Here is a 20617-nt window from a genome sequence, read left to right as displayed (position 1 = left end):
AGTGGCCTGCATGCACGGGCCAATTCCGATCGACTCCGACAGGCCATTTCGTATGCTCCCCGTGACCCTCGACCGCACCTCCGGCGAACCGCTGCCCGCCCAGCTCGCCGGCCAGGTCCGCTCCCTGGTGCTGTCCGGCACCCTCGCGACCGGTGACCGGCTGCCCTCGAGCCGCGCCCTCGCGGCCGATCTGGGCGTCTCCCGCGCGGTGACCGAGCAGGCCTACGACCAGCTCGCCGCCGAGGGCTGGCTCGAGGCGCGTCGGGGGTCCGGGACGTACGTCACCACGACCCGCCCCTCAGGCGTGACCTCTCGGCCGACAGAGCCGACGCCTCGGCCGACGCGGGTGACGTCTCGGCCGGCGCAGCCGACGTCTCGGCTGGATACCGGCACCCCGTTCTTCGACCCGCGGCTGGAGCCGGGATGGCGGCGGGCGTGGCGGGAGGTCTCGGTGGCCGCTCCCCCGCGCGGCTACGACGACCCACGCGGGCTGGCGGAGCTGCGCGAGGCGCTGGCGGCACGACTCGGCCGCACCCGCGGTCTGGACCTCCATCCGGACGAGATCATCGTGACCGCGGGCACCACCGACGGGCTCCGCGCGCTCCTTCCCGAGCTGCGGCCGGGGCCGGTCGCGGTGGAGGATCCGGGATACCGCGCGGCGGCCGAGACGGTGCTCACCTACGGGCGCGAGGTCATCGACCTGCCCACCGTGGAGACGGTGCGCGACCTGGGGGCGGCGGTCGCGGCGTACGTCACTCCGGCGCACCAGCACCCTCTCGGGCGGGTCATGCCGGCCGCCGACCGGCTGAGCCTGCTGGAGGCCGCCCGGCGGGCGGACGCGGTGGTGATCGAGGACGACTACGACTCCGAGTTCCGCTACGACGTAGCACCGGTGCCGGCGATGGCGACGCTGGACCGCGGCCGGGTCGTCTATCTCGGCACCGCCGCGAAGTCGGTGGTGCCGACCTTGCGGCTGGGCTGGCTGGTCGCGCCGCCCGACCTGCACGAGCTGATCCTGCGCCGCCGCACCATCACCCACGCGGGAGCGGCATGGCCCTCGCAGCGCGCACTGCTCACGCTGCTGCGCGACGGCTGGCTCGACAAGGCCGTACGCTCCGCCCGACGGGTCTACGCCGAGCGCGCCCCGAGGGTGGCCGAGGCGATGACGCCGTATGCGACCCTCGCCGGCCCCCTGGCGGGCATGTATTCGACCTGGCTGCTCCCGGAGCCGGATGCCCGGCGCGCCCGCGACGCCGCCAGAGCGGCCGGGTTCGAGATCAACCTGCTCTCGACGTACGCCCGCAGCACCGGCCTCACCGGCCTGGTGATCGGCTTCGGCGGGGTCACCGACGCCGAGCTCGACCAGGCGCTCACCGCGCTCACCGGCGCCCTCGCGCGCTAGTGACCGCTAGCGACCCGGTTCGTCGTCCTCGATCAGGTCGAAGAGGTTCTCGAGGCTGTCCGGGTCATCCTCGCCGCCACCGACGGCCCACCCGGAGCTGGTACGCCGCAGCTGCGCGCCCACGAGCCGGCACGACTCACCGGCCTTGTGCGCGTAGTGCGCCGTACGCGTCCGCGGCCGGCGCAGCACCAGCGCGTTGCCGCACGCCGGACACAGCGCCCAGTCGGTCGCCGCCTCGTCCGTCGCCATCTGCAGCTCGTCAGGCTCCTCCACGGAAGCCAACGCTAGACCTCTTCCTCGGCGTCTTCCTCGGCGACGAGCCGGTCGAACGCCTCGAAGGCGGCGGCCCGCTCACGCTCGATCTTGCGGCCGAGGATGTCGGCCATGCCCCACAGCACCGCGAAGATCACGCCGACCACGAACATGATGGAGATCAGGAAGCCCATCCCGATCGCGACCACCTGCAGCGCCCAGCCGAGCCAGTAGGCCCACGGGCGGCGCAGCAGTCCGGCGACCAGGATGCAGGCCACGAAGAAGCCGAGACCCAGCGGGAGCGCGAGGCCGGCGGAGACCCCGCCGATCGAGATCATCACCGGCGCGGCCAGCGCGACGGCGAGCCCCTCCATCGACACGATCGCGGCACACATCCCACGCCGCGGCGACTTCTCCCGCTCAGTCGCCATCGGCGTCCTCCTCCAGATAGGCGGCGAGCTCGGGGTCGGCGGTCGGCACGACCCGCGCGGTCGCTGCCGACCCGGCGGCAGAGCCACGGCCGCCCAGCAGCGTACGCGCCTCTCCGGCGGTCACCACCGAGCCGGTCACGAGCACCGCGCCCTCGGAGATGGAACCGCCCTCGGCGGACTCGGACAGGGCGAGGGCCGCGTCGATCGCGTCGGCGAGGCGGGGCACCACGGAGACCCGCTCCTCGCCGTAGAGGTCGATGGCGATCTTGGCGAGCTCGACGGCGGGCAGGGCACGCTCGGTGGAGTTCTGGGTGACGACGAGATGCTCGAGCGCGGGCTCGAAGGCGGCGAGCAGGCCTTCGACGTCCTTGTCCCCCATCACGCCGATGACACCGACGACCGCGGAGAACGAGAACGAGTCCTCCAGGGCGGCGACCGTCGCCTCGGCACCGGCCGGATTGTGGGCGGCGTCGATCAGGATCGTCGGGGAGGCGCGCACGATCTCCAGCCGCGCCGGCGAGTCGACCTTCGCGAACGCGTCGCGCACGACCTCGTCGGAGAGCACGGTCTCACCGAGGAACGCCTCGACCGCGGCCAGTGCCGCGGCCGCGTTCTGCGCCTGGTGGGCGCCGTAGAGGGGCAGGAAGAGATCCTCGTAGGTCCCGTGCAGACCACGCAGCGTGACGATCTGACCGCCCACGGCCGGGGTGCGGGAGACGACCGCGTAGTCGGTGCCCTCCCACAGCAGCCGGGCGCCGACCTCGGCCGCGTGCTGGTCGAGCACCGCGGCGACCTCGACGGACTGCTCCGCGATCACGGCGACGGCACCCGGCTTGATGATCCCGGCCTTCTCGCGCGCGATGGCGACGGGAGTGTCACCGAGGTACTTCGCGTGGTCGACCGCGATCGGGGTCACCACCGCCACGTCGGCGTCGGCCACGTTGGTCGCGTCCCAGCCACCGCCGAGCCCGACCTCGACCACGGCCACGTCGACCGGGGCCTCGGCGAACTTGGCGTAGGCCATCCCGACCATCGTCTCGAAGAACGACAGCGGGTGCGGCTGGTCGTCGTCGACCATGCCGAGGTAGTGGGCGACGTCGTTGAACGCGGCCACGAACTCGTCGTCCGACAGCGGCTCGCCGTCGATCGAGATCCGCTCGTTGATCCGCTCCACGTGCGGCGAGGTGAACCGCCCGACCCGCAGGTCCAGCGACCGCAGCAGCGTGTCGATCATCCGCGAGGTGGAGGTCTTGCCGTTGGTGCCGGTCAGCTGGACGATCCGGAAGGCGTCCTGCGGGTCGCCGAGGATCTCGAGCAGGGCACGGATGCGGTCCAGGGAGGGTTCGAGCCGGGTCTCGGGCCAGCGCGACTGCAGCGCTTCCCAGACCTCCTCGATCGTGGCCGCCAGGCGCGGCGCGGGAGTCTCACTCATCGGGTCGAGTCTATGCGCCCGCCGCTTCCCAGCGAATCGCCGGACCGGCTACCCTCCCACTGATCTCGGACTCAACCCCATCCCCCCACAAGGTCCACCATTCATGCGTACGCTCCGGGCTGCTCTCGCGGTCTCGCTCCTGGCCGGTGCCTACGTCCTGGCTGCCTTCGTCCTGGTCGGCCAGCAGGTGGCGCCTCGGCAGCCCCGCACCAGGACCTCGACCGATCCCGGCGGGCTCCTCCTCACCGAGCACGAGCAGCCGGGGCTGTGGGCGGAGGTCCGCCAGCTGGCCGCCGCCGCCGGGACCCGCGCACCCGACGAGATCCGCCTGGTCCCGGACGTCAACGCGGCGGTCAGCGAGGAGACCAGCCTCCTCGGGCTCAGGACTGGGACCCGGCGGATGTTCCTCGGCGTACCTCTCCTCCAGGGCCTCTCCCGCAACCAGCTCCACGCGGTGCTCGCCCACGAGCTGGGCCACCACAGCACCACCCACACCCGGCTCGGCGCCCTCATCCACCGCAGCCGCCTGGCGATCGCCGAGGTCGCCGCCGGCCTGTCGAACCCGCTGGTGAAGCGGCCCTTCCGGACGTACGCCCGGATCTTCTTCGCCCTCACCCGCCCGCTCGCGCACGCCCACGAGATCGACGCCGACCGGCTCAGCGCGCAGGTGGCCGGGCCGCGGACCGCGGCCGTCACGCTGCGCACCCTGCCGGCGCTGGATGCCGCCTGGCACATCTACCTGGAGCAGTACGTCGAGGCCGGCACCCACTACGGCCTGCGCCCGACGCGCTTCTTCGACAACTTCACCAACCTGATGAGCGACCCTGAGCGCCTCCAGGAGCTGTCCCGGATCAGTGCGGCACCGCCCGAGGCCAAGCTGTCGGCCTACGACTCGCACCCGCCGCTGACGGAGCGGATCGAGCGGCTGGAGGCGATGGCCGCCGCGAACGAAGGCGACCCCACCATCGCTGACGGCACGGACAAGTCGGGCAACGCCACCAGCATCCTGCGCTACCCGCAGCAGTCCTTCCTCGCGCTCGAGGACAAGACCTTCGCCGGCTCTGGCCTGACGCCGGCCCCGATGGCCGAGATCGTCACCGTCGCCGGCGCCCGCGCCGCGGCGTACGACGCCGAGACCCTCCTCAACGCCATGCAGGAGAACCAGATCGAGCCGGCCACCGTCCGCGGCGCCCTCGACCTGATCGCCGCCGGCGACCTCGACCGCCTGCTGGACCTGGTCGAGGTCGAGCCCACGGGTGCCGAGCAGACCGGCGGCCCGGCCGGCCCGGCCGGCGAGGCGAAGCGGAGGGTCATCGCCCGCCTTCTCGGCGCCGCGATCGCCCACGAGCTCGTCGACGAGGACAAGGCCCGTTACGAGCTCAGCTGGGCGGGCCCGTGGCGCCTGGTCGACATCGCGGGCCAGGAGGTCGACCCCGAGGAGCTCGCCTACGAGGCCCTCGGCTCCCCCGGCTACGCCGCCGCGCTGCGCGCCTGGGTGCACCAGCTCGACGCGACGGCCGAGACCGAGGCCCAGGCGCAGCCCGACGACTCCCCCGCCCAGGCGCCGGCGCCCGACGGCTGGATCGGCGCCCTGGCACCGGTCTCCGGCGACGGCTTCCGTACGCTGCTGGTGACCGACTCCGGCCTGATGCTGGTCAAGCCCTCGAGCTCCGACCGCCTCGCCACCGGCCTGGCCTCGGTGACGTCCGGCTCACCCGGCAGGAAGCTGATCCAGCGGGCGCTGGACCGGCCGCCCGCCGAGCTCGCCGCCACCGCCAACGCCTCGTTCGTGCCCTGGGACCAGATCCGTGCCCTGCACCTCAAGCACGGCAGCAGCGGCCGCCGCTCGGCCGACATCACCATCGCCGGCGGCACCGGCTGGTCGCTGCGCTGGACCGACGCCGCTGAGGCGGAGGGCCACATCTGGCCCGCCGTCGACCACTACCTCGGGCGCCGCTTCACCGTCGACTGAGCGTGTGGTTGGCCGAGTCGACGAGCGGGCGGAAGCCGATCTTGGCGTAGACGTGGTTGGAGACCGGGTTGTCCTTGTCCGTGTAGAGCGCGACCCGCGCGCCGGCGGCCAGCAGCTGCCGGCTCACCTCGGCCACCGCGGCGCTGGCGTAGCCATGCCCCTGGTGCGCCTTCGGGGTGTAGACAGGGCCGATCCTGGCGACCCCGAACGCAGGAGCGTTGAAACCGGTGAGGTGCACGACCTCGCCGTCGAGCTCCCACAGCAGGATCCGGCCCTCGTCGATCCGCTTGCGGATGTCGTCGGCGTCGTGGTGCTCCTCGGCCTGCGCCCGGTCGGCGTTGCCGGCCTGCTCACGCGCGGCCCGCCCGAAGTCGTTGAACCACTCCAGGCACACCTCCACGTCGGCGTACGTCGCCTTCCGCGGCCTCCCCAGGACACCGGACGGCACCGCCAGCTCGGCGAGCTCCCACAGCCTCGCCTCCAGCGCGCCCTCGACCGTGCCGCCCCACAGTCTGGCCGACTCCTCGGCGACGATGCGGGACGCCGGCAGCGAGCCGTTGGCACCGCCCGGGTGCTCACCGCGCGCGTGCAGCGCCCGGGCCAGCTCGACCGCGGCCTCGTCCGGCATCGGGCAGACGAAGAGCGGGTAGGGCGCGAACGGAGCCGTACGCATCGCGACCCCGACGACCCGGCCATCCAGGCTCGCGGTCGCCCACCACTCGTACGGATGCCCCTCCGGTCCTCGCCGCGCGGCGCGCTCGGCCACGGTCGCGACCACGCTCACGACCACCGGGTCGGCGGCCAGGTAGCCGCCCGCGGCGTCCAGGAAGGCAGCAGGATCCTCGTAGAAGTCGATACGTGGCACGGCCGGGCTCATGACCGAAGCATGGCGAGTGCGCGACACCGGCCTCAACCGGGTTTCGCGCCACGAACCGTGCGCCCATAGGATTTGGTCCCATGACTGAGACCACGCCCACGAAGACCGCACCGGAGACGAATACGCCCGCTGAGCAGCGCGTAGTCGCCGTACCGGACAAGCCGGTCCTCGAGGGCCTGGAGGCCAAGTGGGCCGAGCGGTGGAAGAACGAGAAGACCTACGCCTTCGACCGCACGCAGCCGCGGGAGAACGTCTACTCGATCGACACCCCGCCGCCGACCGTCTCCGGCAGCCTGCACGTCGGCCACGTCTTCTCCTACACCCACCCCGACCTGATCGCCCGCTTCCAGCGGATGAACGGCAAGTCGGTCTTCTACCCGATTGGCTGGGACGACAACGGCCTGCCGACCGAGCGCCGGGTCCAGAACTACTTCGGCGTCCGCTGCGACCCGAGCCTGCCGTACGACCCCGACTTCACCCCGCCTACGAGGCCGGACCCGAAGCGGCAGATCTCCATCAGCCGGCCCAACTTCGTCGAGCTGTGCAACCAGCTGGTCGTCGAGGACGAGAAGGTCTTCGAGGACCTGTGGCGCACGTTGGGTCTCTCCTTCGACTGGGACCAGCAGTACACGACCATCGGCAAGGTCTCCCAGACCGCCTCGCAGAAGGCGTTCCTGCGCAACCTGGCCCGCGGCGAGGCCTACCTGCAGGAGGCGCCGACCCTGTGGGACGTCACCTTCCAGACCGCGGTCGCCCAGGCCGAGCTGGAGGCCAAGGACTACCCCGGCTTCTTCCACCGCGTCGCCTTCCACAAGGCCGACGGCACCCCCGTCCACATCGAGACGACCCGCCCCGAGCTGATCCCGAGCGTCGTCGCGCTGATCGCGCACCCCGACGACGACCGCTACAAGGACCTCTTCGGGAGCACCGTCACCAGCCCGATCTTCGGCGTCGAGATCCCCGTCCTGGCCCACGAGGCCGCGGAGATGGACAAGGGCGCCGGCATCGCGATGTGCTGCACCTGGGGTGACCTCACCGACGTCCAGTGGTGGCGCGAGCTCAACCTCCCCGCCCGTGCGCTGATCGGCCGCGACGGCCGCTTCGCCCGCGAGACCCCCGAGTGGATCACCACCGAGGCCGGGATCGCGGCGTACGAGGACCTGAAGGGCAAGACCGTCCACTCGGCTCGCGAGGCCGTCGTCGCGATGATCCGCGAGTCCGGTGACCTCGACGGTGAGCCGAAGAAGACCCAGCGGATGGCCAACTTCTACGAGCGCGGCGACAAGCCCCTCGAGATCGTCGCCAGCCGGCAGTGGTACATCACCAACGGTGGCCGCAACCCCGAGCTGCGCGAGCAGCTGCTGGCCCGCGGCGGCGAGCTCTCCTGGCTGCCCGAGCACATGCGCCACCGCTACGACAACTGGGTCGGCGGCCTCAACGGCGACTGGCTGATCTCGCGCCAGCGCTTCTTCGGCATCCCGTTCCCGGTCTGGTACGCGCTCGACGACGAGGGCAACCCCGACTACGACAAGCCGCTGCTGCCGAGCGAGGACCAGCTGCCGATCGACCCGTCCACGGACGTCCCGGCCGGCTATGAGGAGGCGCAGCGCGGCAAGCCCGGCGGCTTCCAGGGTGACCCGGACGTGATGGACACCTGGGCGACCTCGTCGCTGACCCCGCAGATCGCCGGCGGCTGGGAGGCCGACCCCGACCTGTTCAGCCGGGTCTACCCGATGGACCTGTGCACCCAGAGCCACGAGATCATCCGCACCTGGCTCTTCGGCCGCATCGTCCGCGCCCACCTCGAGGACGGCACCGTCCCGTGGAGCCACGCGATGATCGCCGGCTGGATCCTCGACCCCGACCGCAAGAAGATGTCGAAGTCGAAGGGCAACGTCGTCGTCCCGACCGAGATCCTCGACAAGTTCGGCGCCGACGCGGTTCGCTGGCGCGCCGCGCTGACCCGCCCGGGAATGGACTCGCCCTTCGACGAGACCCAGATGAAGGTCGGCCGCCGGCTGGCGATGAAGATCCTCAACGCCTCCAAGTTCGTCCTCGGCAACGTCGGCGCGGCCACGCTCAACCCGGTCGCGATCACCCAGCCGGTCGACTGCGCGCTGATGGCGCGCCTCAAGGAGACGATCACCAAGGCGACCGACGCGTTCACGGCCTACGACTACTCCACGGCCCTGGAGACCTCGGAGAAGTTCTTCTGGGAGTTCTGCGACGACTACCTCGAGCTGGTCAAGGAGCGGGCCTACGACGAGAACGGCGGCCTCGCCACCGAGTCGGCCCGCGCGACCCTGGCCACGGCTCTCCACGTCCAGCTGCGCCTGCTCGCCCCGTTCCTCCCGTACGTCACCGAGGAGGTCTGGTCGTGGTGGCAGACCGGTTCGATCCACACGTCCTCGTGGCCGCGTGAGCTCGAGCTCGGCACCGCTGCCGCCGCCGACCCGGCGGCGCTCGACGCGGTCGCGGCGACCCTGACCGGGATCCGCGGCGCGAAGTCGACCGCCAAGGTCAAGATGCGCCACCCGCTGGCCAAGGCCGAGGTCACCGGCCCCGCCAAGCTGGTCAAGGACGCGGAGGCCGCCGCCGCGGACCTCAAGCGCGTCGGCAACATCGTCGGCGACCTGTTCTTCACCGTCGACGAGAACGCCACCGAGATCACCGTCACCGCCGAGCTGGCCGAGGTTTCCGAGGAGGCCTGAGCCTCAGCGCGGCGCCCGAACGACGGAGCAGGCCCCGGACCGCGATGCGGTCCGGGGCCTGCTCCGTCCCTCACTCCAGCCCAGCGTCCGGGGGGACTCGCTCGGCCGGTCACTCCGGCGTGGTGCGGGTCGCCATCGGAGTGATCCCTACAGCACCGACTTCTCGGCGCAAGCCTTGTCGTCGTTGCTGCCTTCCTTCGGCTCGTGCTCCGGCTCCGGTGCCTCCGTCGTCGCTGCGTCGGACGGCTCGGTGGAGTCGGTGCTGGCCTCGGGGTCGGCTGCGGGCGACGACCCTACCGGGCTCTTCGGCTCAGCGCACGCCTCACCGCACTCCGGCGTGGCCTCCGGCTCCGGACCCTCGCTCGCTCCCGGGAGCGTCTTCACGTCCTCGGCGATCGCGGCGGTGAGCTCACAGGCGTCTTCGGCGATCTGCTCGACCTCCGACTTGCGCGTCTCCGGCTCCTTGGCGGGATCCTTCGTCTCCTCGGTCGCCTCGTCGCGCTCCTGGTCCTTCTTGGGCTCTTCCAGCGGAAGGTCCTCGACCGGGACGCCGGCGTCGGCCGCGATCAGCTGGCGCAGGAACATCGGCACGGCCTCGTCGACGGGCCTGGCGTCCTCCTCGGCCACGAACGGCCACAGCAGCGGAGCCATGATGCCCGGGATCGGGCCCACGGACGGCACCAGCGTGGGGGGCGTCGCATCGCCCTCGTCCTCGCCGGGGTCGGCGGGTGCTGTCGGCTCCTCGGAGGACGGTGCGTCGGGCTGTTCAGCGGGCGCGGACGGCTTGTCGTCCGGCTTCTGGTCACCCTGCTGGTCCGGCTCGGCGGAGTCCTGGTCACCGCGGTCCGCCTCCGCCGCCGTGCTCGGGATCGTCGAGACCCCGGAGACGTCGGGGTCCGGGGCGGGCGAGATCACGGTGAAGTCGGCCTGGCCCGAGAGCGTACGCGGCACCCGGTGCAGCGCCGAGATGTCCGGGCTGAGGGTCTGGACGACCACGAGCAGGCCGATGAGCACCACGGCGGCGTAGGCCATCACCGGGCCCCTCTGGAACCTCACGTGCCCACTTCCCTACCGAGTGACGGAGCTGGAAAGGTACAGACGATCATCAGTGCGTATTGTGTCCGACCGTCCGGGCCGATACCGACCCGGACGGGGAAAATGACCCAAACGGACTAGGCCGACTTCTTCTTGGTCTCCTTCTCGCGCGGCACGAGAGTCGGCATCTCGCCGTCCTCGACCACCTCGCGGGTGACGATCACCTTGCCGACGTCGCCGCGGGAGGGCACGTCGTACATCACGTAGAGGAGGACCTCCTCGATGATCGCCCGCAGGCCTCGGGCACCGGTGCCGCGCTCGAGGGCCTTGTCGGCGATCGCGGTGACCGCGTCGTCGGTGAACTCGAGGTCGACGCCGTCGAGGTCGAAGAGCTTCTGGTACTGCTTCACCAGCGCGTTGCGCGGCTCGGTCAGGATCTTCACCAGCGCCGCCTGGTCGAGCTTCTCGACACTCGCGATCAGCGGCAGCCGGCCGATGAACTCGGGGATCAGACCGAACTTGGTGAGGTCCTCGGGGCGGACGAGCTTCAGGAGGTCCTCGGACTCCTTCTCGGCCTTGCCGCGCACCTCGGCGGTGAAGCCGAGGGTCTTCTTGCCGACCCGCTGCTCGATGATGTGCTCCAGACCGGCGAAGGCGCCACCCACCACGAAGAGGATGTTGGTGGTGTCGATCTGGATGAACTCCTGGTGCGGGTGCTTGCGGCCACCCTGCGGCGGTACCGAGGCGGTGGTGCCCTCGATGATCTTCAGCAGCGCCTGCTGCACGCCCTCACCGGAGACGTCGCGCGTGATCGAGGGGTTCTCCGCCTTGCGGGCCACCTTGTCGATCTCGTCGATGTAGATGATGCCGGTCTCGGCCTTCTTGACGTCGTAGTCGGCGGCCTGGATCAGCTTGAGGAGGATGTTCTCGACGTCCTCACCGACGTAGCCCGCCTCGGTCAGCGCGGTGGCGTCCGCGATCGCGAACGGGACGTTGAGCATCCGCGCCAGCGTCTGCGCCAGGTAGGTCTTGCCGCATCCGGTCGGGCCGATCACCAAGATGTTGGACTTGGCGACCTCGACCTGCTCCTCCTTGGCGTGCTTGCCGGGGCCCTGCGGGCCACCGGGCTGCAGGCCGGCCTGGACGCGCTTGTAGTGGTTGTAGACCGCCACCGCGAGCGACTTCTTGGCCTGCTCCTGGCCGATGACGTAGGAGTTGAGGAAGTCGAAGATCTCCTTCGGCTTGGGGAGGTCGGCGATCTCCACCTCGGAGCCCTCGTTGAGCTCCTCCTCGATGATCTCGTTGCAGAGGTCGATGCACTCGTCGCAGATGTAGACGCCGGGACCCGCGATGAGCTTCTTGACCTGCTTCTGGCTCTTCCCGCAGAAGGAGCACTTCAGCAGGTCACCTCCGTCGCCGATGCGTGCCACGAGTGGCCTTCCTTCCCCGACTTGTGCTGCTAGGTCCGAATAGTTACTGACGGTACCCCGCGCCGCGCCTTCGATGTGGGAGCGGCGCGGGGCCCGAGGGTCAAACGAGCGCCGGCGTCTTGAGCGACTCGAGCACCGAGTCGATCAGGCCGTACTCCACCGCCTGCGCGGCGGTGAGGATCTTGTCGCGCTCGATGTCGTGGCTGACCTCGTCCATCGACTTGCCGCTGTGGTCGGCGATCATCTTCTCGAGCAGCTCACGCATCCGCAGGATCTCGTTGGCCTGGATCTCGATGTCGGAGGTCTGGCCGAAGGTGCCCTCGGTGTAGGGCTGGTGGATCAGGATGCGGCTGTTGGGCAGCGCCATCCGCTTCCCCTTGGCGCCCGCGCCGAGCAGGATCGCGGCGGCCGAGGCGGCCTGACCGATGCAGACGGTCTGCACGTCCGGCTTGATGAACTGCATCGTGTCGTAGATCGCGGTGCAGGCCGTGAACGAGCCACCCGGGCTGTTGATGTAGATCGAGATGTCCTGGTCCGGGTTCATCGACTGCAGGCAGAGCAGCTGGGCGATGACCGCGTTGGCGACGTCGTCGCTGATCGGCGTGCCCAGGTAGATGATCCGGTCCTCGAAGAGCTTGGCGTAGGGGTCGATCCGGCGGACGCCGTACGACGTACGCTCCTCCCACTGCGGGATGTAGTAGTTCATGTCCTCAGTCCTTCTTGTGGGCGGGGCGGCCCTCGTCGGAGGCTTCCTTCGCGCTCTTGATGACCTGGTCGACCAGGCCGTAGTCGAGCGCCTCGGCCGCGGTGAACCAGCGGTCACGGTCGGCGTCGACCGTGACCTGCTCGACGCTCTGGCCGGTGTGCTCGCTGATCAGCTCCAGCAGCACCTTCTTGATGTGCAGGGACTGCTGGGCCTGGATCTTGATGTCGGAGGCCGAACCGCCCATGCCCGAGGAGGGCTGGTGCATCATGATCCGCGCGTGGGGCAGCGCGTAGCGCTTGCCCTTCGCACCGGCGCAGAGCAGGAACTGGCCCATCGAGGCGGCCAGACCCATGCCGACGGTGGCCACGTCGTTGGGGATGTAGTTCATCGTGTCGTAGATGGCCATACCGGCATCCACGGAGCCACCGGGCGAGTTGATGTGAAGGAAGATGTCGGCCTCGGGGTCCTCCGCGGAGAGCAGCAGGAGCTGCGCGCAGATCGCGTTGGCGTTCTGGTCGCGGACCTCGGAGCCGAGGAAGACGATGCGCTCCCGCAGCAGTCGGTTGTAGATGTTGTCGTCGAGAAGGCTCAGACCGCCGCCGTTGCCGCCCAGGCTCGGGGAGAGCCCTGGGGCACCGGCGTGAGCGTCAGCCGCGCTGGAGTCGATGTTCACAGGATCGACACTAGCCGCCACAGCCAGTTGTTCCACGGCTGGTGTGCCAATGTTCGCCGACGGCGTATTCGCTCGACCTGGGCTCAGGCCAGCCAGCGCAGCAGGGCGTCGTGGACCGCCGGGTGGTTCGACAACGGCGTCTCCGCGGTCGAGAGCGTGAAGCGCTCCGCGGTCGGGAACAGGTCGCGCACCCGTCGCGACCGCAGCGGCGTCTTGTGCCGCCACCACAGCATCTCCCCGAAGAGACGCCCCACCCGGTTGGGCCGCGAGGTGGCGTTGTCGGTGACCAGCAGATAGTCGACGTCAGGTCGCGGCGGCAGCATCGCCTCGTCGGCCCCGACGACGGCGATCCCGGCGAGGTGCTCGTCGATCTGCTTGCCGACGCCACCCGAGATCGGGGCGGAGGTGACTGCGTAGGGGGTCGTGCCGAGGGCGATCAGCTCGGAGACGTACGTCGTCCACGGCCGGGCCCCGGAGGTGGCCACCCCGAGCGCGTTGCGGGCGATCAGCCCGCCGCCCGCGTAGCCGACCAGGACGATGCGCGGTGTGCCGGGGAGGGCGTCGACGCACTCCTGGATCCGGCTGCTGAGCGCCACCGCGGCGGGCACCGACGTGCTGCCGGCCGTGACGTGCATGTGCAGCGGCATCCAGCCGAGCAGCTCGGCGAGCCGCTCGGCGTACGTCGCGCCGGTGGACCGGGAGCCCTCGACCCAGACGCTCTCGTCCTTGCCCGCCGGCGGGACCAGGACGAGGACACGAGGATTCGTCCCGGTCTGCCGCTGAGCGGCCGCCCACTCCTGCGGGCTGACCATCCGGCCCTCGTGACGGACGGAGACGGCGGGCCCGGAGTCGGTGTTGACGACGCCACGGACGATCGGCGCCGCCAGCGCGAAGGGCGCCGCGAACGGGCGCCGGGCGAAGGCGGTGATGCGCCAGGCGAGCTTGGCCAGGCCGACGAGGCCGGCCACCTTGCCCTGGCCACGGTCGAGCTGCTCCGCGGCTTCGGGGTCCACCGGAACGTCCTCGACGTTGAGGACCACGGCTCGGACGGTCTCGGGACTGGAGGTCACCCTGGAAGCGTAGGGCTTCCACACCGGCGATGCGTCCAGCTGTGCCATCCGAACGTCGTCCCTGTGTCTCAGATCACATGCCCGTACCCGCATCCCGTACGTTTGCGTTCACTCGCGCGTATGGTGTCCGTGATGCTGTTGTTACTGGTGTTGCGTGACGATGGCGGTCTTCGCGGGTTACCGTCGGATGGGGAAGGGGGTGTCGGTCCGTGAGCGAGGAGAACGAGTCACGCTGCCCGTCGTGCGCCGATCCGGTGCTGCCCGGGGCCATCTACTGCATCGCCTGCGGTGCCCCGCTCCTGGCTCCTCCGGAGCAGCACCGTCCGCTCTTCGTGGACGAGATCGGCGACGAGACGGCCGTCCCCCGCAGCACGCGCATGTTCTTCTTCGGTGAGGATCCGCCACCGGCTCCGACCCGAGGCAACGGTCGCACCGCGCCGATCCTGCTGATGATCGCCGTGCTGGTGATCGTCGCCGGCGTCCTCGGCTTCGTCTTCGGCAAGGACGGGCCGGGCGCGACCCTGTCCGAGGCGGACCCGTCTCCCAGCCCGACCGGCACCACCCCGTCGACCGAGCCCTCCGTGGACCCGGACGCGCCCCCGGAGGACCAGCTGCTCCGCATCTCCCGGCTCGACACCGAGGCCGCCAGCAAGCTCATCGGCACCTGGATCCCGCAGCTCGCTGCCGTCGGCGCCGGCGACGGCGGCGACCCCGACTGGCACAGGGCGCTGAGCCGCTACCAGGAGATCAAGGCCGACCACCCCGACGTGCTGCTCCTCGACACCGGCGAGTGGCCGAGCTCGTACGTGAAGCCGGGGATGTACGCCGTCGTCGTGCCCTCTCCCAGCGACACCTCCGCGCCCGCGCTGGAGTGGTGTGTCGAGCAGGGGCTGTCGAGGACCGACTGTGCGGCCAAGCACCTGGAGGTCTCCGGCGATCCGACCGACAACTTCGACGCGCAGTAGCGCAACAACGAAACCGCCCCTGCCCGGTTCGGGCAGGGGCGGCGTACGTCTGGGGCTGATCAGGCGTCGGCCTTCTCGGTCTCCTCGGAGACCTCGTCGGTCGCCTCGGCCTCGGGCTCGTCCTCGCCGATGGTGCCGTCGGGACGGAGGTTCTTCAGCTCGACGTGGTTGCCGGACTCGTCGGTGACCTTGGCGGCCTCGACCAGCTGGGCCAGCGCCTTGCCGCGCAGGATCTCCTGGACCAGCTCGGGCACGTGGTTGTGCTCGAGCATGTGGTTGACGAACTCCTGCGGGTCCTGGCCGGACTGCTGCGCGCGGCGCATCATGTGCTCGGTCAGCTCCTGCTGCTCGACCCCGATCTCCTTCTCCTTGGCGATCTGGTCGAGGATCAGCTGAGCGGCGACGGCGTCACGGACGCGGCGCTCGAGGTCGGCCTCGAACTCCTCGATCGTCTGACCCTCGTCCTCGAGGTACTTGTCGAAGGTCAGGCCGGCGAAGCCGAGCTGCTGCTCGATGCCCTGGCGGCGGGCGTTGAGCTCCTCGGTCACGATGGTCTCGGGCAGCGGCACCTCGACCTTCTCCAGGAGCGCCTCCAGCACGGCGTCACGGGCGGCAGCGGCCTGCTCGAGGCGCTTGCCGTTGCCGAGGCGGCCGCGGACGTCCTCCTCGAGCTCCTTGACGGTGTCGAACTCGCTGGCGAGCTGGGCGAAGTCGTCGTCGTACGCCGGGAGCTCCTGCTCCTGCACCTGGTTGACGGTGACGTTGACGTCGACCTCCTGGCCGATCAGCTCACCGCCGACGAGGGTGCTCTTGAAGTCCTTGGACTCGCCTGCCGAGAGGCCGGTGATGGCCTCGTCGAGGCCGTCCAGCATGCCGCCCTTGCCGACCTGGTAGCTCATCCCGACGGCCTCGGCGCCGTCGACGTCCTCGCCGTCCTTGGTGGCCTTCAGGTCGATGACCACGAAGTCACCGTCGGCGGCGGGGCGCTCGACGTCCTTGAGGGTGCCGAAGCGCTCGCGCATCGCCTGGATCTGCTCCTCGACGTCAGCGTCGGTGAGCTCGATGTCCTCGACCTTGGCCTCGATGCCCTCGTAGTCGGGCAGCGTGATCTCGGGCTTGACGTCGACCTCGGCGGTGAACTCCAGCGCCTCGTTGTCCTCAAGCTTGGTGACCTCGATCTCGGGCTGCGCGAGCGGCTCGAGCGAGTTCTCCTGGAGGGCGTCGAAGTACTTCTGCGGGAGGACGTTGTTGACCGCCTCGGAGAGCACCGCACCGCGGCCGACCTGCTTGTCGATCACCTGGGGCGGGACCTTGCCACGGCGGAAGCCGGGGACGTTGATCTGCTGGGCGATCTGCTTGTACGCCGCGTCGAGGCTCGGCTTGAGCTCCTCGAAGGGCACCTCGACGGTCAGCTTGGCCCGGGTCGGGCTCAACGTCTCGACGGCGCTCTTCACAGGGTGTCTCCTGTCGTTTGTTTCTGAGAATGATGTCGCGTGCAGGGGCTGTATGGATTTTCAGGCGAGATGTCGGGGCGACAGGACTCGAACCTGCGGTCTCCTGCTCCCAAAGCAGGCGCGCTAGCCACTACGCTACGCCCCGTCAAGGGCCCCTCCCCAATCAGCGGGAATGGCACTTGGAGCGGATGACGGGAATCGAACCCGCGTAATCAGTTTGGAAGACTGAGGCTCTACCATTGAGCTACATCCGCGCACGCGAGAGCCAGCGCCCTCGTGCGACCCGCGAAATCCTGCCATAGATCTGGCTCACACCTGTAACCGGCTCCCCTACTGGCCGGTTTGCGTCACCGTCTACCGACCGCGACGAGGGCTCGATCGTCCGAGCTGGCGCTCAGTCCCTCGAGCAGACGGCGCGCTCCCCCACCACGTCCGGTGACGGCGAGATGGTCGGCGGTGGCGACCAGGTTGCCGATGCCGTGCTCGAGGTCGACGCCCCGCGCCTCCACGACACCGTCGGTGTAGAGCATCACCATGTCGCCCACCCCGAGCACGCCCTCGCAGGCGTCGAAGTCGACGTCGTCGATGAGGCCGAGCACGGGACCGTTGCTCTCGGCCTCCTCCCAGCGGCCGGTCGAGGCGCGGCGTACGAGGGCGGGCGGGTGGCCCGCGGTGCGGATCTCGTAGGCGCCGTTGCCGAGGTCGATCGAGAGGTAGACCGCGGTGGCGAAGCCCTCCTGCCAGTCCTGGCGGAGCAGGTAGCGGTTGGCGGCGGGGAGGAACTCGCTCGGGGGCAGCGCACCGAGCAGGCCGCCGAACGCTCCGGAGAGCTGGAGCGCCCGGGTGCCGGCACGCACGCCTTTTCCGGAGACGTCGACGACGACCACCTCGAGCCGGTTGTCCACGCGCACGGCCACGACGAGGTCGCCGGCGAACTTGGTGCCGCCGGCCGGAAGGACCGCGGAATCGGCGAGCCAGCCCGGAGGCATCGGCGGGATCGCCCCCTGATCGAGCCGGGTCGTCAGGTCGAGCAGCATGCGCTCGTTGCTCAGCCCGCCCACACCGAGATCGCTGCGCTTCATCGCGACGTACAGCACGATGAAGCCGAGCAGGAAGTGCACGACGATGGCGGCGGCATCGCGGTCGGACAGCGTCAGCCGGCTGGCGGCGACCACGATCATCACCATCACGAAGACCACGAACCAGCCCAGCGTACGCGGCCCCAGCAGCACCGCACCGAGCAGCAACGGCACCGTGAGGACGGCCACCGGGACCACCTGCAGCCAGCCGGTCTGGGCGGCCGCGAGGACCGTCAGGACGATGGTGAGCAGCCCGAGCCACAGCACCGTCCGCAGCTCCGGGTCACGGAACCTGCGGCGGAACGCGTTGCTCCGCAAGCGGTCTGCGAAGGCATGGCTCGACATGGCCTCACTCTAGGTCTCGAGGTGGGGGCTGCGTGGTCGTTCTCGCAGGCCGGAGACTAGTGCGGGCTACTTCTTTACGGTCGTCCGGGGCCGGTAGGCGCGCTGGCACTTCGGGCACCAGAACAGGTTGCGCTGCTGCAGCTCGGTGGTGCGTACGCTCGTGCCGCACACCAGGCACGGCTGGCCGTTGCGGCGGTAGACGTAGACCTCGCCGCCGTGGTCGTCCTTGCGCGGCGGGCGGCCCATGGCCTCGGGCGTGTGCTCGTCGCGGACGGTGTCGATGCGGTTCTTCTCGACGCCGTCCTTCATGAGCTCGACCAGGTCCTCCCAGATGGCGTCCCACTGCTGCCTGCGCAGGGTGTTGCCCGGGCGCATGGGGTCGATCCGGTGCCGGAAGAGCACCTCGGCCCGGTAGACGTTCCCCACCCCGGCCAGGACGGACTGGTCCATCAGCAGCGCCCCGATGGTGGTCCGGCTTCGGCTGATCCGCAGCCACGCCCGGCCCGGGTCCGCGTCGTCGCGCAGCGGGTCCGGCCCGAGCTTCGCGACCACCGCGTCCCGCTGCGCCGCGGTGACCAGGTTGCAGGTGGTGGCGCCGCGCAGGTCGGCGTAGGTTCCGCCCTCGCCGGTCGAGCTCGTCGAGACCACCCTCAGGCGGACCTGGCCGACCGGGAGCGGTGGCTCGCCCGTGTAGGGCTTCAGGTCGAGCTTGCCGTAGAGGCCGAGGTGGATGTGGACGTACTGCTCCCCCGGGAACTCCACGAACAGCTGCTTGCCCCACGCCTCGGCGCCGGCGACGACCTGGCCGTCGAGGAGGGCGGCGGAGTCGGCGAACCGGCCCTGCGGGCTGCTGACCCGGACCTGCTCGCCGGCGAAGGCATCGCTCAGATCGAGCGCGAGACGGTGGAGGGTGTGCCCCTCGGGCATCCCCGGATCAGTCCTGGTCCTCGGCCGGCCCCAGGCCCTTGGCCGAGTCCGGGAGCGGCGGCCGCACGCCGTCGGCGTCGTAGGCGTGGAGCTGGTCGATGCGGCGTACGTGCCGCTCGTCCCCGCTGAACGGCTCGGCCAGGAAGATCTCGACGAACGTCGTCATGTCCTCGAGGCTGTGCATCCGGCCACCGACCGCGACGACCTGGGCGTTGTTGTGGTCGCGGGCGAGCTTGGCGGTCTCCTCGCTCCACGCGAGCGCACACCGGATCCCGGTCACCTTGTTGGCCGCCATCTGCTCGCCGTTGCCGGATCCACCGATCACGACGCCGAGGCTGTCGAGCCCCTGGTCGCGGTCACGGGCCACACCCTCGGCCGCCCGGATGCAGAAGACCGGGTAGTCGTCGAGTGCGTCGTAGACGAACGGGCCGTGGTCGACAGGCTCGTAGCCGAGCTCCGTCAGACGGTTGATCAGATGGGACTTCAGTTCGAGACCGGCGTGGTCACAGCCGATGTGGACGCGCATGCCACCATCCTCTCTCACGGGCGGCCCATCTTCGGATTCGGTGGGGCGAGCAGCCGAAAAGCACTCCCGGCCACGAGCCGCACACCGATAGATTCCCCCACCGTGACCCAGTGGAAGACGATGGACGAGATCCTCGCGGCACGAACCCGGTTCGAGACGGCCATCGACGGCTGGACTCCCCCACAGGCCCACGGCGTGGGCCTCCGGCCATCGACGGCGACCACCCACGAGCCCGAGCACTTCCCCCTGGTCAACGCCTACGGCCACCGCTTCCCGGCGGTGGTGATCGCAACGGTCGTCGGACACACGAGCGGCACCGCGGCGTATAGGATGACCCGAGAGCAGCTCGAGCGGGCCATCGAGCTGATCTCCCCGGCGGAGGCGTACGTCGACTACGACCACCCCAACCTGTGGAGCTGGCGCGACCGGATCCTGCCCGCGCTGACCGAGGATCCCGAGGCCGAGGTGGTGGCGGTCTTCATCGGCGACGAACCGGAGGAGTCCCCGGATCCGGCGATCGACGCCTTCCGACGAGCATTTCCGGACGAGGCGGTCGCGATCGCCGCGGCGACGGCGGGGGCGGCGGTCGTCCGGGAGATGTACGGCACCGACCTGAGCCACTTCGACAAGTCGCCGACCGACTTCGCCACCGAGGCGGACATTGCCTCGGAGAAGGCGATCCGGGAGACGATCGCGACCTACCGGCCCGAGGACGCCTTCGAGGGCGAGGAGACCGGTCGCACCGGCGACAGCGAGCGGAGGTGGCTGGTGGACCCGCTCTGCGGGACCCTCAACTACGCCGCCCAGACCCCGCTGGCCGCGGTGAACGTCGCGCTGGTGACCCCCGACGGCGTCACGGCGGCGGTCTCGGCCGACCCGATCAGCGAGGAGATCTTCTGGACCGACGGGGTCTCGGCCCGGATCCGTAAGGGCGGCGGCGACACCGTCCTCGCCCCGACACCGCGCACCAGGCTGGTCGACGTCCAGTGCGACGGTCCGCTCGACCGGCCGTTCGTCGGCGGACAGCTCGTCGCCGACCCACGCCTGCGCGCCGAGTTCGGGCCGCGGGTGATGTCCTCGACGCTCGCGGTCGCCTGGGTCGCGGCCGGCCGGCGGGCGGCGTACGTCACCGACGGCCACCTCGAGGGCAGCGTCCACTTCACCGCGGGCATCGCGCTGTGCCAGGCCGCGGGATGCGTCGTCACCGACCTCAACGGCGACCCGATCCACACCGGCCGCGGGATGATCGCGGCAGCCGACGCCGACACCCACCGGAAGCTGCTCGGCCTGGTCCGCCGACATCTGGACCCGGCGGACCGGCCCTGAGCCG

At 70.4% G+C, this 20617-nt stretch carries 18 protein-coding genes and 2 tRNA genes; 5 read left to right on the top strand and 15 right to left on the bottom strand.

The genetic code is table 11. The features are described 5' to 3' along the window. Window positions 1–52: 52 nt before the first annotated feature. Window positions 53–1402, top strand: a complete 1350-nt coding sequence (gene pdxR, locus ACWZJV_RS22525; RefSeq protein ID WP_457178807.1) for a MocR-like pyridoxine biosynthesis transcription factor PdxR — start codon at window positions 53–55, stop codon at window positions 1400–1402. 6 nt (window positions 1403–1408) lie between these two features. On the opposite strand, the gene ACWZJV_RS22520 is transcribed toward pdxR, so the two are convergent. Genes ACWZJV_RS22520 through ACWZJV_RS22510 form a run of 3 tightly spaced genes read right to left on the bottom strand, consistent with a single transcriptional unit; the run spans window position 1409 to window position 3517 of the window. After that, window positions 1409–1675: a competence protein CoiA family protein gene (locus ACWZJV_RS22520; RefSeq protein ID WP_040755268.1), complete on the bottom strand. Its 267-nt coding sequence runs from the start codon at window positions 1673–1675 to the stop codon at window positions 1409–1411. Between the two features lie 11 nt (window positions 1676–1686). Continuing rightward, the gene (locus ACWZJV_RS22515) at window positions 1687–2085 is read right to left on the bottom strand and encodes a DUF4233 domain-containing protein (protein WP_231380361.1); all 399 of its coding nucleotides are present in this window, start codon (window positions 2083–2085) and stop codon (window positions 1687–1689) included. Further along, entirely contained in the window at window positions 2075–3517 is a 1443-nt protein-coding gene (locus ACWZJV_RS22510) for a bifunctional folylpolyglutamate synthase/dihydrofolate synthase (protein WP_457178804.1), read from the bottom strand. The genes ACWZJV_RS22515 and ACWZJV_RS22510 overlap by 11 nt, the downstream gene beginning before the upstream one ends. A 103-nt stretch (window positions 3518–3620) precedes the next feature. Here ACWZJV_RS22510 and ACWZJV_RS22505 point away from each other — a divergent pair, with 103 nt between their 5' ends. Next, window positions 3621–5489 (top strand): M48 family metallopeptidase, encoded by a 1869-nt coding sequence (locus ACWZJV_RS22505; RefSeq protein ID WP_457178802.1) that lies wholly within the window; start codon window positions 3621–3623, stop codon window positions 5487–5489. On the opposite strand, the gene ACWZJV_RS22500 is transcribed toward ACWZJV_RS22505, so the two are convergent. After that, window positions 5476–6366 (bottom strand): GNAT family N-acetyltransferase, encoded by an 891-nt coding sequence (locus ACWZJV_RS22500; protein ID WP_457178800.1) that lies wholly within the window; start codon window positions 6364–6366, stop codon window positions 5476–5478. The two genes, ACWZJV_RS22505 and ACWZJV_RS22500, sit on opposite strands and share 14 nt — an antisense overlap. Window positions 6367–6446: 80 nt before the next feature. Between ACWZJV_RS22500 and valS the strand changes: the two genes are divergently transcribed. Beyond that, window positions 6447–9077 carry a valine--tRNA ligase gene (valS, locus tag ACWZJV_RS22495; protein ID WP_457178798.1) on the top strand — a complete coding sequence of 877 codons (2631 nt, stop codon included), beginning with the start codon at window positions 6447–6449 and terminating at the stop codon, window positions 9075–9077. Between the two features lie 147 nt (window positions 9078–9224). On the opposite strand, the gene ACWZJV_RS22490 is transcribed toward valS, so the two are convergent. The 5 genes from ACWZJV_RS22490 to ACWZJV_RS22470 form a co-directional block, all read right to left on the bottom strand. Next, window positions 9225–10133 carry a hypothetical protein gene (locus tag ACWZJV_RS22490; protein WP_457178796.1) on the bottom strand — a complete coding sequence of 303 codons (909 nt, stop codon included), beginning with the start codon at window positions 10131–10133 and terminating at the stop codon, window positions 9225–9227. Between the two features lie 116 nt (window positions 10134–10249). Continuing rightward, window positions 10250–11542, bottom strand: a complete 1293-nt coding sequence (gene clpX / locus ACWZJV_RS22485) for an ATP-dependent Clp protease ATP-binding subunit ClpX (protein WP_008358566.1) — start codon at window positions 11540–11542, stop codon at window positions 10250–10252. Window positions 11543–11642: 100 nt separating this feature from the next. Further along, window positions 11643–12248: an ATP-dependent Clp protease proteolytic subunit gene (locus tag ACWZJV_RS22480; protein WP_008358568.1), complete on the bottom strand. Its 606-nt coding sequence runs from the start codon at window positions 12246–12248 to the stop codon at window positions 11643–11645. A 4-nt stretch (window positions 12249–12252) separates the two neighbouring features. Then, entirely contained in the window at window positions 12253–12915 is a 663-nt protein-coding gene (locus ACWZJV_RS22475; RefSeq protein ID WP_143055042.1) for an ATP-dependent Clp protease proteolytic subunit, read from the bottom strand. Between the two features lie 89 nt (window positions 12916–13004). Continuing rightward, window positions 13005–13991, bottom strand: coding sequence for a hypothetical protein (locus ACWZJV_RS22470; RefSeq protein WP_040755271.1), 987 nt, complete (start codon window positions 13989–13991; stop codon window positions 13005–13007). 209 nt (window positions 13992–14200) lie between these two features. On the opposite strand from ACWZJV_RS22470, the gene ACWZJV_RS22465 reads away from it, so the two are divergent. Then, a complete protein-coding gene (locus tag ACWZJV_RS22465; protein WP_457178793.1) occupies window positions 14201–14956 on the top strand; it encodes a hypothetical protein in 756 nt (251 codons plus the stop codon). Between the two features lie 59 nt (window positions 14957–15015). On the opposite strand, the gene tig is transcribed toward ACWZJV_RS22465, so the two are convergent. The 6 genes from tig to ACWZJV_RS22435 form a co-directional block, all read right to left on the bottom strand. Continuing rightward, complete coding sequence (gene tig, locus ACWZJV_RS22460) at window positions 15016–16410, bottom strand: trigger factor (RefSeq protein WP_008358575.1); 1395 nt, start codon at window positions 16408–16410, stop codon at window positions 15016–15018. Window positions 16411–16482: 72 nt separating this feature from the next. Further along, a tRNA-Pro gene (locus ACWZJV_RS22455) sits at window positions 16483–16555 on the bottom strand. Window positions 16556–16590: 35 nt separating this feature from the next. Then, a tRNA-Gly gene (locus ACWZJV_RS22450) sits at window positions 16591–16664 on the bottom strand. 93 nt (window positions 16665–16757) lie between these two features. Then, window positions 16758–17834 carry a PP2C family protein-serine/threonine phosphatase gene (locus ACWZJV_RS22445; protein WP_457178791.1) on the bottom strand — a complete coding sequence of 359 codons (1077 nt, stop codon included), beginning with the start codon at window positions 17832–17834 and terminating at the stop codon, window positions 16758–16760. A 66-nt stretch (window positions 17835–17900) separates the two neighbouring features. Beyond that, window positions 17901–18761 carry an Fpg/Nei family DNA glycosylase gene (locus tag ACWZJV_RS22440; RefSeq protein WP_457178789.1) on the bottom strand — a complete coding sequence of 287 codons (861 nt, stop codon included), beginning with the start codon at window positions 18759–18761 and terminating at the stop codon, window positions 17901–17903. A 7-nt stretch (window positions 18762–18768) separates the two neighbouring features. Further along, complete coding sequence (locus ACWZJV_RS22435; protein WP_008358580.1) at window positions 18769–19287, bottom strand: ribose-5-phosphate isomerase; 519 nt, start codon at window positions 19285–19287, stop codon at window positions 18769–18771. A 102-nt stretch (window positions 19288–19389) separates the two neighbouring features. Here ACWZJV_RS22435 and ACWZJV_RS22430 point away from each other — a divergent pair, with 102 nt between their 5' ends. Beyond that, a complete protein-coding gene (locus tag ACWZJV_RS22430) occupies window positions 19390–20613 on the top strand; it encodes an inositol monophosphatase family protein (RefSeq protein WP_307785660.1) in 1224 nt (407 codons plus the stop codon). Window positions 20614–20617: the final 4 nt, after the last annotated feature.

This window comes from Nocardioides sp. WG-D5 (assembly GCF_054031175.1).
Note: the sequence above shows the minus strand (reverse complement) of the source record. Positions and strands in the feature narration are given on the sequence as shown.

Bases quoted from the DNA above. Each gene is read 5' to 3' on its own strand.
- pdxR (WP_457178807.1), top strand. From the start codon at position 53: ATGCTCCCCGTGACCCTCGACCGCACCTCCGGCGAACCGCTGCCCGCC.
- ACWZJV_RS22515 (WP_231380361.1), bottom strand. From the start codon at position 2,085: ATGGCGACTGAGCGGGAGAAGTCGCCGCGGCGTGGGATGTGTGCCGCG.
- ACWZJV_RS22510 (WP_457178804.1), bottom strand. From the start codon at position 3,517: ATGAGTGAGACTCCCGCGCCGCGCCTGGCGGCCACGATCGAGGAGGTC.
- ACWZJV_RS22505 (WP_457178802.1), top strand. From the start codon at position 3,621: ATGCGTACGCTCCGGGCTGCTCTCGCGGTCTCGCTCCTGGCCGGTGCC.
- ACWZJV_RS22500 (WP_457178800.1), bottom strand. From the start codon at position 6,366: ATGAGCCCGGCCGTGCCACGTATCGACTTCTACGAGGATCCTGCTGCC.
- valS (WP_457178798.1), top strand. From the start codon at position 6,447: ATGACTGAGACCACGCCCACGAAGACCGCACCGGAGACGAATACGCCC.
- ACWZJV_RS22480 (WP_008358568.1), bottom strand. From the start codon at position 12,248: ATGAACTACTACATCCCGCAGTGGGAGGAGCGTACGTCGTACGGCGTC.
- ACWZJV_RS22445 (WP_457178791.1), bottom strand. From the start codon at position 17,834: ATGTCGAGCCATGCCTTCGCAGACCGCTTGCGGAGCAACGCGTTCCGC.
- ACWZJV_RS22440 (WP_457178789.1), bottom strand. From the start codon at position 18,761: ATGCCCGAGGGGCACACCCTCCACCGTCTCGCGCTCGATCTGAGCGAT.
- ACWZJV_RS22435 (WP_008358580.1), bottom strand. From the start codon at position 19,287: ATGCGCGTCCACATCGGCTGTGACCACGCCGGTCTCGAACTGAAGTCC.